General features: G+C 67.1%; 8 protein-coding genes. All 8 read right to left on the bottom strand.

Annotation, left to right across the window (positions count from 1 at the left end; translation table 11 throughout):
- Nucleotides 1-1,206 carry a hypothetical protein gene (locus V5F74_RS24930; RefSeq protein WP_394010387.1) on the bottom strand — a complete coding sequence of 402 codons (1,206 nt, stop codon included), beginning with the start codon at nt 1,204-1,206 and terminating at the stop codon, nt 1-3.
- A gap of 384 nt (nt 1,207-1,590) precedes the next feature.
- Nucleotides 1,591-8,238, bottom strand: a complete 6,648-nt coding sequence (locus V5F74_RS24925; RefSeq protein ID WP_394010386.1) for a strawberry notch-like NTP hydrolase domain-containing protein — start codon at nt 8,236-8,238, stop codon at nt 1,591-1,593.
- 82 nt (nt 8,239-8,320) lie between these two features.
- Nucleotides 8,321-8,857, bottom strand: coding sequence for a hypothetical protein (locus V5F74_RS24920; protein WP_394010385.1), 537 nt, complete (start codon nt 8,855-8,857; stop codon nt 8,321-8,323).
- The gene (locus V5F74_RS24915; protein WP_394010384.1) at nt 8,854-9,132 is read right to left on the bottom strand and encodes a hypothetical protein; all 279 of its coding nucleotides are present in this window, start codon (nt 9,130-9,132) and stop codon (nt 8,854-8,856) included. Before V5F74_RS24915 ends, V5F74_RS24920 begins: the two co-directional genes overlap by 4 nt.
- Nucleotides 9,125-9,928, bottom strand: coding sequence for a hypothetical protein (locus tag V5F74_RS24910; RefSeq protein ID WP_394010383.1), 804 nt, complete (start codon nt 9,926-9,928; stop codon nt 9,125-9,127). Before V5F74_RS24910 ends, V5F74_RS24915 begins: the two co-directional genes overlap by 8 nt.
- Nucleotides 9,925-10,497 (bottom strand): YcbK family protein, encoded by a 573-nt coding sequence (locus tag V5F74_RS24905; protein WP_394010382.1) that lies wholly within the window; start codon nt 10,495-10,497, stop codon nt 9,925-9,927. The genes V5F74_RS24910 and V5F74_RS24905 overlap by 4 nt, the downstream gene beginning before the upstream one ends.
- A 4-nt stretch (nt 10,498-10,501) precedes the next feature.
- Nucleotides 10,502-11,770, bottom strand: a complete 1,269-nt coding sequence (locus V5F74_RS24900) for an ATPase, T2SS/T4P/T4SS family (protein ID WP_394010381.1) — start codon at nt 11,768-11,770, stop codon at nt 10,502-10,504.
- A 3-nt stretch (nt 11,771-11,773) separates the two neighbouring features.
- A complete protein-coding gene (locus V5F74_RS24895; protein ID WP_394010380.1) occupies nt 11,774-12,973 on the bottom strand; it encodes a type IV secretory system conjugative DNA transfer family protein in 1,200 nt (399 codons plus the stop codon).
- Between the last annotated feature and the right edge of the window lie 159 nt (nt 12,974-13,132).

Raw genomic sequence — 13,132 nt, 5'->3', positions numbered from 1 at the left:
TCACGCGCTCCTCACACCACCGACCCTGATCTGACGCCGGCCTGCGAGCGCGCCGCCGCAAATCACCACGTCAGGTAGATCAGTCTCGATGAGTGATGATAAACCACGATCTGCGATGGATTTCCATACTGAGAGATCGTTTCGACGGGGAAACGCGAGAACCAGCCGCTCCCGCGACCCGTCGTAGCGCAGCTCGGCGTGCCCTGACGGGCCATCCGAGATAGCCGCGCGCTGGAGGTCGTCTAGATCGGGGGCAGAGCTGACAACGTCCACGAAGCGGCGCACGAGCTGGGCCGCGCGATCGCGGGCCTGCGCGTCAAGATCGAGCTGCTGCTTGGCCTCCTCGCCCTCGATCTTGCTCATCGCGGCTTTGAGGGCCTTGCGAATGCAGAACACCGAATAGTGCGGCTGGGCCCGCGTGCTGCGGATCATGGAGATCAACAGCCCCTTCGGCTGATTGCCCTGCAGCAGCGCATAGATGGCATGGGCCAGCAGGGCGCGGCCGAACCGTTCGATGCCGTGCCGCACAAGCGCACGGGAAATGCCGGGGCCGCTCTCGCTGGCGGGGAAAGCCCGCAGCATCGCGGCCTCAAGATCGCCCATGGTCCATTCAGCGGACGGGTCGAGGCCCAGCAGCAAGGCTCGGATTTCCGCAGCCCGCGGCAGGAACGCCTGCACGTCAGGACGGGAGATCTCCGCAATCAGATCGCCAATCGCGGTATCCGAAATTTCGTCGTCGGAGCCCTTAGAGTCTAAGTATTTCAAATTATTTATATAATTAAGACTCTTACTAGAGGCGTCTGACCCTCCGGAAAGTTGGCGGGTGGGTGCCGAAATATCGGCGGGGACAGGCTCTTCTACGAGCGCGATTTCGCCCCCCAGAACCGACGCCGGGCGCGCTTCAAAGCCGACGAGCTGCGCACAAGGGGTGATGTCGATCGTTGTGCGGGCGCCGTCGTCGCGCACAACGAGACCCGCCGCGCGCAGAGCGCTGATCGAGGCCCGCACCGTCGAATGGCTGCGGCCGAGCAGGCGGCCGAGCTCGTCCACCGTCACATCCACGATGATCCGCTGGGCCGCCTCCATGAGGCGTGCAGCACCGGCCACCTGGAACAGGGTGAGCCGGTCCAGGCCGGTCACGCCGGGCCACGCGGCGATGCGCGCGAACAGCTCGCCGCGCTCGCTGTAGGTCAAAAAACGGGACATTGGCTCCTCCGGTGTGGAGGAGACGCAAGGAGGGGAAGGCTGTCCTAGACGCCCAGATCGGGCGCCGAAACCCACTTGCAAGCAGGCAAAAGCCGGGTATTATCTGAGAGCAATGGTTCTCAGATCGCTAGCCGTGGTGGGTCGGCGCTTCTGGATTGAAAGGCTCGGGGTTGCCGCCCCGGGCCTTTCCTCGTTTTAGATCACCCGTCGCTCATCGCATCTCCGGTATGAAAAAAGGCTGGTCCGCCCGAGGGCAATCCGCCCCTGCAGAGCGCGCGAATCAGCGCTCCGCACGCGGAATGATTGGGCAGCATGAGCAGATTCGCGGCTAGCAGCAAATGCCACGCCGCAAGTATTTGAATTAGCGGAATAATTCGCCATTTTCTACGCCCCCGCCATGGCTGGGGAATGGGTATTGGGTGCAGGCGAATCGGACATGCCGTTCTCCATCTGAAGGGCCACGTCCTTCTTCACTTCCGAGGCGACCGCCTGGGCCTCCTCGAACAGGGCGCGCATGGGCCCGTGGAGGGTGAAGCCTTTCTCGTGCTTTTCGGCGTGCGCGACGAGCTGTTCCCAGCTGGCATCATCGTCAAGATGACCGGCGATCACGCCGGCCGGAACCTTCATGGTGCCAAACTTAACCCGCCAGTTGATGTCAGTGCCGGAGACGGGCAGATCGCCCTTGCCGTGGGTCAACACCAAAATGTCCCCCGTGTTGGAGGGCAGGAGAACCGCCCCCTGGCGGTCGGCTGCGACGCCCTTGGAGAGGCGCGACAGGCGTTTCTGGTCAAACCCGCCGACCTCAATGCCGCCGTGGGAGGCTTCCGTGAGCCGGACCACGGGTTCGCCGGGGCCATCGAAGGGGTTTGGTCCGACCGAGATGGCTGCCGGCACCTTGGCGGCGCGCGTGATGCCCTCCGCCAGCCGCTTCGCCCACGTCTCGAATGCTGGGCCGGCGGCTAGCCTCTGGAGGGCGGCGGTCAAGCGGGAGCGTTCGCGCTCGGGCTCCTCATAGAAGGCGATCCGGCCCAGAGCCTGGATCATCTCCCGGCGCGGCTCCGCCGCGTTCGCGGCGTAGCGCGCCTGGGCCGCGCGGAACGTCTGCGAATAGGCGGCCCCGTAACGCTCTTCCTGCTTCGCCGCCTGCTCGCCCTGCCGGCCGGCGTTCGCCATGGCCTCGGCGTAGTCCACCGTCGCATTGAACAGGTCCATGACGCCACGGAGCACGACCCGATCGTTCGGGGCCGCCACCGTGCGCTCTGAAATGGCCTGATCCAGCTGCTTCATCAGCTTGGGCAGCTTGTTGTTTTTCAGGAGCACGGCGTGGCGCAGCTCGCCATCCTCCGCGGTGTAGATGATCTTCTCGCCGAGGCGCTGCTGCACCGACATGGAGACGGCCGCGAAAATGTTGCCCTCGAGCGTGTAGCGCTTGCGGGTGACTTCGCCGGGCAGGGTCCGATCGAAGAAGGTCTTTGCCGTGGACCGCGTGATCTCGTGCAGCTTCGTCGGGTCCTTGAGGACCATGTCCATGAGGTTGCCGAGCTGGCGGCCATGCTCCTCATCCATGCCTTCACGCAACGCGGCCAGCACCTCGAGGCCATTCCGGATCGCCCGCGGCGGAAGCTTGTTCTCCACCGGCTCCCCATCCTCGGCCGCCTGCTTTGCCCGCTTGGCGGCCTCTTCGGCGGCGAACCGCTCGCCGCCGAACATGGCGGCAAGGGAGATCGTCAGGGTCGATTGCTCTCCAGGTACGGCGAAATCGACTTCCCACTGCCCAAGGGCGAGCGGGTTTTCCTCCGCGAACCGCACGGATCGGATGACGGCGGGAACGAGCGCCGCATCCGCCTCGTGGGTCTCCCCCCAGCTCGAGTAGAACGCGGTGTCCCGGACCGCAGACACCACGTCGGGATTGAGCCCGACCAGCGAGCCGGGCTCGAGGTTGGGGACGATGCGGGCGAGGAAGAGCGCCCGATCGACCGCGTCAAAGATCCCCTTCTCCATAGTGTTGGGCCGGGGGGTGCTTTCACGGCGCCGCAGCACATCATGCGCCACGGCACTCGGGATGATCTCGAGGCCCAGCGAGCCCATGCCCGCGTCGCGGTTGAGCACCCTGTCGAACAGGCCGGCACGGAAATCCACGCCGTTCTGGACAAGATCGTCCAGCTCGGAAAACCGCTCGGCGAGGCCGATGTAATGGCCGTCGTCGGTCCACCTCTCCCGCGTTGCGGCCACGGCTTCCTCGACGCGGTCCCAGCGGACCGGGCGAACCTTCTCCGTGTAGGAGATTTCATTGAGCGTGAGAGGCTTGCGGAACGTCTGCTCGGCCGACATATCACCGGCGATGAGCATCCGGTTTTCCTTCACCCGCGCGCCCCACTCGTAACGGGACAGGCGAAGGGGGTTCTCGCCGTTGGCCTCGAGATCGGCGACGAGCAGGCGGAAGGAGCTTTCCACCTCCGCGAGGATCTGCGTCTGCTGGGCAGACGGCAGGATGATGAGCCGCCCCATGAACTTGCGGGCGATGCCCTCGGGTTCCGTCTCACGAATATCGATGCCGAACCGCTCGGCGAGCGCGGGAGCGTTGGACAGAAACGCGTGAACCACCTTGTCGCCGATGGCGTTGAGCAGGTCCGGGGCGTTGTCGATGTTGGTGGCGTTCTCGCGGGTGGCCCGCGACGCCGAGCTGAGGGACCGGTTCTTGCGATTGTACATCGCCGCCAGCCGGTCGGATGCGGCGAAACCCGGCATCGGGATCGTGTAGCGGCCGGGCTGGACCTGGCCCGTCCGATGAATGCGGCCATCGATCTGCCGCTCATGGGTGATGTCACCCTGCAGCTGCAGCTTAATCATGTTGCGCTGGCGCAGGTCAGGTCCGTTGCGCGGGCTCGCCTGCATCGAGATGCCGGACGATGCCGAGCGGTTCATCACCAGCACGTCCACATCGCCGTTGTTGAACGCGCGCACGATCTCCTGCATGGGCGGCTTGTCGCGGGGCGAAACCTCGTACCCGCCGTCCGCTGTGGCGCTCACCTCGTAGCGCCGCCGCGTCAGCTCGCCCACGGACAGCTCGTAGCGGGCAAGCCGCTCGCGGATGAGGTCGATACCGCTTGTGGTGAGGTCCCCCAGCCCCGCGTCGCGCACGCGTTCCCGGAAATCCTCGAACCAGGGCTCGAGCTCCCTGACGCGGATCTTCTGCACCTCGCCGAAGCCATTGCGCGAAGAGATCCAGAGCATGCTGCCGGCGGTGCGGGCCAGCAGGTCCCCGAGGTCGGGGAGCCGAGTGACCTTGCCCTTCTCGAGCGCTGCGTTTTCGGGGGCCTCGTCGTCCTCGTCCGTGTCGCCTTCATCGCCGGCGAGCAGATACTCGACCATGCTGTCGCCGACGTTCTCCACCACCAGGATCGGCTTCTGGCCGCTGGCGATGGAACCGAGCGTCAGCTCTTCCGCGAACTGCGCCTGGAAGGCGAACATCATGTACTGCGAGATCGTGTGGAAGCGGGTCGCCGGCGACATGGATGTCACCTGGACCTGCGAGGTCTCCGGCTTCTGGCCACCGTTCGCCCGCTCCTCCTCGCTCTTGAGCAGCTTTTCGAGGGCGGACGCCTTGCTCTTCACCTCGCCGCTCTTCTCCATCATCTCGCCGAGGAATTCGCTGACGATGTCCATCTTCTCGCGCAGGTGCTCGTATTTCTCCGGATTGAGATCGACGAGGTTGACGAACTCGCGCATGACGCCGGCCTGGTCCATCTCGCGACTGACCATCGTGCCGGCGCGCGCCATTTCGTAGGCCAGGGCCTCCTGGATGGCGAGCGGCGAGCTCTCCACCAGTTCGAGCAGCTGGTCCGTGGTCATGCCCACGTTCGGCAGGATCGGGGCGTAGAGCTTGATGTTCTTGAGCGACTTGAGCGGCGTTGCCGACGAGTAGATCGGGGTCGCGCCAAGCCGCGACGCCGCTTCCACGATCTCCACCATGCGATGACCGCACTTGGACACGTCGCCGGCAGCGCGGTGCGCCTCGTCGATCAGGAGGATCGGGGGACGGTCGAACTGCTCCATCCACCGGATGACGGCTTCGGCCTTCCAGACGCCGCCGAGATGCGACAGCTGGCTGTAGGTGCCGAGCAGCATGTTGCACGTCGCCGGGATCGTCTTCGTTTCCTGCGCCTTGCGCGCCGTCGCGGCGTCATAGCGGAACAGCACCGTGGGGGCGCCGTTCTTGTCGCGGCCCTCATAATCGAGCACCCGCGACTCCTTGCAATTGTTGAAAATGAAGGGGCGGATGTGCTTTGGCAGCTCCGCCGCCTTCAGGCCGGTCACGTCGCAGAGGTCGCGGCCGATCAGATCCTGGAACAGATCCGGGCGCTCGGTGAAGAACACCACCGGACGCTCCTGGATCAGGCCCATGGCGGCGTGGCCCGCCAGGAACCGGCCCTTGCCGACACCCATGTTGTCGGAATTCAGGAAGCCGGCGCCCCGCTCGGATGCGGCGAACGACAGGGCGAACGCATCGATCTGCTCCGGGCTGAACCGCTGCTCCATCTGCGGCAACGTCATGCCGAGGCGATGGGAGACCATCTCATCGATGTCGCCGAAGCGGCGGCGCACGTCGGCCAACGCCGCCATGATCGGGCTCGAGAGCGACCGCTGAATGCGGGTGGAGGCCTCCCCGAGCTTGCTCATCGGCTCGTAGGGCAACAGGAACGGATCGTCGTCAACGACGAACTCCGCAACGGGAAGCGGAGCGGGCATGGCCCCAACGGTGCCATCCGCAGCCGCCACGACCGACGTAAAGCCAGCCAGGGGAACCGGAGCCTCCGGTTCGGCAGGTGCGGGCTTCTCTTCCGGTGCCGCCGGCGCCGGTGCCGGCCGCCCGGCACGGGGACCGCGAACCGCCGGCGCTCGCGGCGCGCCAGTGCGGCGAGGCGGGGCGGCGCTCGTGGCCGCCTCTTCGTCCTCCGCATCCTGACCACCACCGGCCGGCGTCTCCCCAGCCCCGGCCCCGGCCGCGGGCTCGGGAACGCCGTTCGGAACATCGGCAGGCTCGGCCACGGGCCGTGCCGCAGGAGGGGCAGCAGAAGGTGTCACCGGCGGCGCTACCGGAGCAGCCCCTCCTGCGGCCGCCGCGCGCGCGGCGGCCGATGTGGCGGCCTTGTCGCGTTCGGCGCTCCACATCTGGAGCGCGGCCTGCAGAGCCTGGTCGCGGGTCCATCCCGTGTTCGACGGACCCGGGCTGGCGTGTCGCGCCACGGAGCCGGTGTCGTCGCGCCTGAGCACCGCCCAGCCACGGCGCGTCTCATCCAGGCGCGCTCGCGAGCCGTCCGCCAGGGCGACCACCCGCAGGGCGACGAAGTGGCCGAACGCTTCCGCCGCGTTGTCCGCTTCCGCCACGTCCGCCCAATTCGGGCCGGAAGAGCCTCCATCGATCCCCATGAGCCGGCGCGGATCGCTGCTCGCCTGCGCGCCGGGGGTGTAGTCGGGGCGCCGTGCCCCCACGAGGGAGCGCATATTGGCGCCGGCAATGTCAGCCCATGCGTCGAGCTCATCCGTCGTGCGCAGGACGGGGATCTCGGCCGGGGAAGCCTCCACGGCTTCTTCGGCCGACAGCGGCACCGCCCGTTGCGGTCCCACGGCATAGAGCTGGACCGGGAAGGTCGTGCCCATCTTCCGATAGAGATTGCCGTCGAGGACCGCTGCTCCGGCGATGTCATAGACCGACCGCAGCCAGGTATCGAACTCGCGGCGGGAGCCTTCCAGCTTGCCCTCGTTCACGAAGTCGCCGGCGATGACGATGAAGGCCCGGCCGTCTGCCTTGAGGTGCTGCAAGGCCTCGAAGGCGTAATGATGATCGGGCCGGGACAGGCGCACCTTGCGGCCGTGCAGGTCCGTCGCCATGCGCTGTTTGTAGTCCGTGCCAAAGGGCGGGTTCATAATCAGCATGTCGAATTGCTGACCCTTGCCCACTCCGGCGGCGAATTCCTCGAATGAGGCGCCAATCACCTCGGCACTGTTCCCCAGCGCGGTGCGGGCCCGAGCCGCGCGGGCGGGGTCGATCTCCACGCCGGTGATCTTCGCGCCATGCGCCGCGAGGGCGCTCGCCAGGACGCCATTGCCCACCATCGGCTCGAGCGCGGTCTCGCCGGGCATGGAGGACAGAATGGAGGCGGCGGCGGACGCCACCGTCAGGGGCGTGGAATACTGGTCGAACCGCAGCGTCTCCAGCCCCCTCCCCTCGCGGATGGGAAGACGGGCGTTGAGCCCGCTGGCCACGAGCCGCGGATTGTTGCCCTGTTCCAGCGACCGCTGCACGTAGAATGCGCAGTGCGCCTCCACGTGCTCATGCCAGTCGTTGAACGTCAGTCCGGCGGTGTCGCGCAGCTCGGGCGGCACCGCGTGCTCGTAAAGCTTGGTGAACGACGCACGGTAGAACCGGACGTTCTCCTCGTACATCATGCGGGCCGCGCCACGGGCGCATCCCGACAGCTCTTCGGGCGTCGTCGCCCGGAAAAAGAAGTCACGAATGTCACCCTGCCGGCGTCCGTCCGGCGACATCTCCCATTCGCGGTAGACCTTGTTGGTCTTCAAATGAAGGGCGACCCGCCCCAAGGAGGTTTCCACGACCCGCGCGCCATAGCGCGACACGCCGATGGGAGTGGGGTCGAAAAACGCCTTGTGCATGCCGAGCGTGCGCGAGAACGCAAGCCGCTGCTCGATCAGCGCCTTTTCCGAGACCTCCAACTTCTGCAGGCTCTTGGGATCGAGGCCGACAGCCTTCCAGAAGGTGCGGGTGTTGAACTTGTCGTGGGGCGCGAACAGAAGCAGCGTGCCCTTGGCCTTGCGCGTATCAACCCCCAGCCGACGCAGCTGGGCGATCCCCAGCTTCTCCGCCACCTCCGACACGGCCTCCTCGCGGAAAGCCGAGGCCTCCGGGACGAACACGCACAGCGCGGGCGCTGGCAAATGCGAATAGCGCCCCGCGAGGAATGTCGCGGCGACGCCGTGCTCCCGGAGGTTCGGGATCAGGACGGAGGCCATATGGGTAGTCCTTCTCGATCGGTTGGCCGGGGACCAAGATGCCGCCGAGACATGATGAGTGTCAATAAGTTGTGTTTTGCCGTCATAGACCACCATCCGCGGAGGCGATTAACAACGGTTCAACGTCGCTCATTGCGTCATAGACGAAATCGGCATCCGCCAGCGCCCGGAACGTCACCCGCACGGTGGCCTGAATGAAGCGGCACGCCCCTTCGGGATCGATGCTCCGGCCCGGTTCCAGCTCGAACCCGGAGAGCTGGACGCCGTAGACCGAATTGGGCTCTGCGCCGATCACGGGGCGCAGAGTCACGGCCGATCGGCCGAAGACGCGACCCACCATGGCCGCGGCCGACGCGGCGATCAGCGGCGAGATGAAGCGCGGTTCGACCCAGAGGGCCGTAATGCCCTCCGTTGTCGCGGCCTCGTTGGAGGCCAGGACCTTGCGCAGGCTCTCCACCCGGCCGGGAGCTGAATTCTGGGGCTTCACCAGCCGCAGCAGGGCCTCCCGCTGCCGCGGGCCGAATTCTGAAGGGCTCTGCGCCAGATGCCGCGTCGCCGCGGCCTCGATCGCGAGGTTGTGCAGCGTGCGCACCATGCCGGGGGTGACGTGCAGCGTCATCGAGCTCTCCACTGGCAGCCGGCGACGTGGACGATGTAAAGCGCCACGAGCTGCTGGTAGGGACCGCGCCGCTTGCGGGCGCAGTAGAAGAGGTAGGCGGCATAGAGCGCGATCAGCACCACGCCGATCAGCGTCTTCCCCGCGATGATGGCCCCGAGAAAGCCGAGCGGCCCGACCAGCAGCAGCGAGCCGTGCAACCCTGCGATCGTCGAGATGGGGACGGCGGTCCAGCGCCAGTCGGTCCACATCGTCCAGTCCGTGTTCGGATCAAGCATCGCGGCGCTCCGAGATCTCGCACAGGATGGTGGCGATGCCGGTTCCCACGGACCGGAAGGAGCGCTCTGGCAGCTCGCTCAGGGTGCCGCCGTGGTGCGCCACCAGCTCGCGGAAGGCGTCGAGTGCCTTCCACCGTTTGGCCTCGCGGAACATGACCGACGCGCTCATGACGGCGAGGAGCCGCCCGCCCGGCCGCAGGAGCCCTATGGCGCGCGTGACATGATCGATATCCGTGCCGCCGGCGAACGGGGGGTTCATCACCACCAGGTCGTAGCCCGGGAACGCGCCCGGCTGTGCCGCGCCCCCGACAAGGTCGGAGACCGCGTCGCAGGCCAGGAAGTCAGCCTGCCGGACGCTGGCGAACATCTCCGCCTCAGTGAGGGCCGCGACGTTGGCCGGGTCGATCTCGATGCAATCGACCAGGGCGCCAGCGCCGGCGGCCGGCACCGCCAGGGCACCGCGGCCGGCGCTGGGCTCGAGCATGCGCTCGCCGGCGGTGATCGCCGCACGGTCCACCAGATGCGCGGCGAGGTCGGGCGGGGTGTAGAACTGCCCCAGCGCCTTGCGCTCGCTGAACACCCGGCCGGTGGCCAGGATCTCATCCAGAACGGCTCCGGCGTCGCCCGGGAAGACATGGCCGGATTTCATCCCACCCCAACGGGCGCCCGCCTCGCGCAGAACGCGGTCGGTCTTGAGGTAGAGATCGCGCGCCACCGCTCCGGGGATACGCAGGGCGTGCCCCTCGGCAACCGCCGTGCGCAACACCCCCAGCACTTCGGGAGAGACAAGCATCATGCCCCCTTCCGGGCCTCGCCGCGCCAGAAGCGCGGGCGGGCCACATCCACATGCGTGAAGGTCGGGTAGATTCCGATCCCGCCGGCCGCGACCACGGCTGCAGCGGCCGCCACTGCGTTGGGGGCGAAGCCGGGCACCTTGATATCGGCGGCCTGCCCCATGAGGTGCATGGAGTTGCGGGCGGCACCTTCGGTGTTCGTGTTGCTTTCGAGCGTGCGGAACCCACTCTGCAGCACCAGCGGCACGGCCGAGCCGTGGATCTCCGACAAGCCCGCCTGCAGGCGGGACAGGAGTTCGATCAGTTCCGGGCGGATCTCCACTGCGGTGTCGCTGCGATAATCGCGCATCGCCCAGGACAGAGTGACCAGGCCCGCCGGCAGCCAGTCGCCGCCCGGAAGGCGGAAGTCGGCGAAGACCTCTTCGCCGGACAACCGGCGCAGCCAGAGCGCGGTGGGCCACCCCCGCCGCGCCTCAAGCGCCCGGCGCATGTCGGCGGAAACGCCCTGCCCTTCCGCGAAGGCGAGGCCCGGCAGGGAGGCCAGGAGGGGGCCTACCAGTGCCGTTCTCACAAAGTCACGTCGTGAGAACGGCATGGTCTGGCCCCCCTGCCGGAACTGAGACCACACGGGAGTGGGGCGCCGCCAGGCGCTCCGCTTCCCTGCGGTAGCCATAGCGGTAGAGCGCGCGGATCGCGGTCTCCGCCGAGATATCTCCTTCCTCGAGCTTGCGGGCGACGGTGGCCGACATGGGGCGCCCCCCCTCCCCCCGTCCGATGATCTCGCGCATCCGCTCGAATGCACCGCTGGGCCCGGCGCGCTCCACCTCAAGCCGCACGTCCTCGGTGATGAGCTGCCATTCGCGCAGGCAGATCCGGCCCCCGCCGATGCGCGGGACGAGCACCTGGGACACCAGGAGATGGGTCGAGGACACCACGTCGTAGAAGCCCGGGACCTGCTGGTCCGCCGGGAACCGCTGCGGCAGACGCCGAAACACGTGGGCAACGCTCGAAGCATGCGTCGTGGCGTAGACGGTGTGCCCGGTGTTCGCGGCCTCCGCGGCGGCCGTGATCGTCTCGGCGTCGCGGAGCTCCTGGATTTCGATCAGGCTCGGGTTGCGCCGCATCGCGTTGCGGACGCCATCCGCAAAGCTCGGGACATGCAGGGGCACCTCGTGCTGCGCGATCGTGCAGCACGCCGATGGAACATCGGTGAAAAGGAATTCGATCGGGGCCTCATAGGTGATGAGATTGCCCGTCAGATGCGTGTTGCCGGCGAGGATGTTGCGCTTGAGCGCCGCCGTCGTGGTCGTTTTCCCCGACCCCGTCTCACCCGCGATGATGACGGCGCCCTGCGACGGCGCCGATTCGGCGACGATCTCTGCCTCGAGCGCAATGTCCTCGGGCATGGGCGGCTCACTGCGGATGTAGCGCAGAACGATCTGCATCCCCACTGAGCCGTCGAAATTCATGGCGGTGATGTTGACCCGGAACCGGTACCGCAACAGATCGCCCTGCTCGTCGCGCTCCTCGGGGTCCGCGTACTGCACGGCTGTGTCGAAGGCCTGGCCGGCCATCAGCCGGGGCATGATGCTGTCGTTCGCCGCCAACGCGACGGCAACGCGCCGAAGATCCTCAATCTGCAGCCAGTGACCGGTCAACGAGAACAGATGCCCGTTGATGAAAGCGAGAACCGGCTGGCCGGTCTGAAAGATGATGTCGCTCGCGCCGAGCTTCGCGCATGCAACAAGTACGCGCCGGATATCCTCCTTCGACGCCACTCCGAAGCGCGCACCCGCAAAGCGCTGCCCCTTCGCGCCGAGATAGGTGCCGATCCACGACGCCATCGCCTAGCGCTCCGGTGGCGTCGCTGCGACCTGCGCTGCGACCTGGGCGGCCTTGGTCGCCTGAGCCGCAGCGGAGCTCGCGGGAGCCGCATTGGAAGTCGGAACGCCGGCGGGACGCTGCGGCGGTGGTGGGGGCGGCGGTTCGGCCCCGGACTGGCTGCGGGGCGTCGGGCGCGGAGGCACCGTGCGGTCGCCCAGATATGCGCTCTTGGACGCCAGCTTGAACGATGGAGAGACGATCAGCTCAAGCGTCACGTTGCCGACCGCGGCACGATTGCCGTGCTCGGTCACGCTGAGGTCGTTCCCCGTCCGGGACACCTTCGGCAGGGACACCGCCCCGCTGCCGGCGAGGCTGTGATAGAGCCTCATGCCGTCGTAATCGCGGATCAGCCGCGACAGGTTGACGGCGAACAGGGCGCGGGCCTCCTCGATCCCGTCGAGCCGGGCCTGTTCTGCCAGTTGCTCGTAGCTCGCCCGCTCCTCCTCCGTGCGCGGCACGAAGTCCGGTCCCCGAAACGGCGTTGTCGGCACCGTCGAGATGTTCAGATAGTCCCGCCAGTTGGGCACCTTGAGTGCCAGGCGGGCCGGCGCGACGATGCGGTAGGTGCCGAGCGACAGGCGCACGAGCTTGTCATTCTCCAGCTCGCCGACTTCGCGGACCTCGGTGATGACGGGGGGGATCACCATCCCTTCAACCAGGAGCGGGCGAAAATCGAAACGCCCTTCCAGCGCCGGCGCGACCTGATCGACGGAGATATTGAGGCGGCCGACCTCCTCGGAGAACCCGGCCCGCAGGCCGACCCCGCGGGCGCTGCGCGCCAGAAGCTGGCCGCGAATGCCCTGGGCCATGGCACCCGGCGCATTATAGCCCGCGACCCCGCCGGGCGGATCAACGACGGCCGCCGATGGCGTCGATTGGCCCGGGCCAGTCCCGAACTGAGCCTGCGTCTGGCCAGGAACCTGCCCGGGCGCCGCATAGAGCGCCTGGGCCTGCGGGGACAACTGCTGCTGCTGCTGCCAGCCGGTGTTCGGATAGCCATATGACGGCGTCGGATATCCGTAGGTGGGCTGCTGATACACCGGCGGGTAAATCGTCTGCGCCGCGGCCGGAACCGTAAGAGCTGCCGAAACCGAGGCGCCCAGAAGAATGAGGCTGGCAGATGACAGCAGCCGAACGCGCAACGGCACGGATTGGAGGACCATCGCGACCGGCTCCCCTGCGATCGATCGAACAAAGGTATTCGTCGATCAGGAACATAACGACTCGATAACCCTCGTCAATCCCGGGCACAAAATGGGCTGCAAAGCAGCTTATCGAAGCACAGCGGCATTTATCACGAAAAAAGCCCTCCTGCGGACGGG

Source organism: Xanthobacter aminoxidans, assembly GCF_043193615.1.
Lineage (GTDB): Bacteria > Pseudomonadota > Alphaproteobacteria > Rhizobiales > Xanthobacteraceae > Xanthobacter > Xanthobacter aminoxidans.
Note: the sequence above shows the minus strand (reverse complement) of the source record. Positions and strands in the feature narration are given on the sequence as shown.

Coding starts and splice junctions, on each gene's coding strand:
- V5F74_RS24910 (WP_394010383.1), bottom strand. CDS start 9,928: ATGATGCTTGTCTCTCCCGAAGTGCTGGGGGTGTTGCGCACGGCGGTT.
- V5F74_RS24915 (WP_394010384.1), bottom strand. CDS start 9,132: ATGCTTGATCCGAACACGGACTGGACGATGTGGACCGACTGGCGCTGG.
- V5F74_RS24930 (WP_394010387.1), bottom strand. CDS start 1,206: ATGTCCCGTTTTTTGACCTACAGCGAGCGCGGCGAGCTGTTCGCGCGC.
- V5F74_RS24895 (WP_394010380.1), bottom strand. CDS start 12,973: ATGGTCCTCCAATCCGTGCCGTTGCGCGTTCGGCTGCTGTCATCTGCC.
- V5F74_RS24920 (WP_394010385.1), bottom strand. CDS start 8,857: ATGACGCTGCACGTCACCCCCGGCATGGTGCGCACGCTGCACAACCTC.
- V5F74_RS24925 (WP_394010386.1), bottom strand. CDS start 8,238: ATGGCCTCCGTCCTGATCCCGAACCTCCGGGAGCACGGCGTCGCCGCG.
- V5F74_RS24900 (WP_394010381.1), bottom strand. CDS start 11,770: ATGGCGTCGTGGATCGGCACCTATCTCGGCGCGAAGGGGCAGCGCTTT.